Annotated in this window: 1 protein-coding gene; it reads right to left on the minus strand. The window is 61.1% G+C overall.

Annotated features, from left to right (window positions below; translation table 11 throughout):
- The coding region (locus tag AC5RU7_RS21055; protein WP_494053882.1) for an alpha/beta fold hydrolase at window positions 1-340 on the minus strand (340 nt) is incomplete at its 3' end.
- Between the last annotated feature and the right edge of the window lie 136 nt (window positions 341-476).

Genomic DNA, 476 nt, shown 5'->3' on the forward strand with positions numbered 1-476 from the left:
AGGCATTCAGCAGCACCCCCCGATCGATCAGCTCGCCATGATTGATCAGCAGCGACTGGAGGACTGAACCGCCCAAGGACCACCCCACGGCCGAGACAGGGCCCAGATTCAACCGACGCAACACCGCTGCCACGTCATCGGCCATGCCATCGATCGTGTACGGGCCCTCAGGGACCGGGCTGCGTCCGGTCCCGCGGTTGTCCACCGTAATGACCGTCCAGGATCGGGACAACACGGGAACAACACCCGCCCACGCAGAGGAACTCATCCCCAGCCCGGCAATCAACAGCAGCGGCGGGCCATCCCCCTGGATGTCATAGTGCAGTTCGACGGTGTTCATGCTTCCTCCTCTGAATCAAAAAACTTGCCGATGATCGGGAAAAGTCTTCCTCGCGTTCGAACACCGGCAAGTGTCCGGCTTGGTCGATAACGGCGGCCTTAAGCTATCTCGACAGACTGAAGCGCGCTCGTGCGAG

The organism is Arthrobacter sp. K410C (assembly GCF_059090105.1).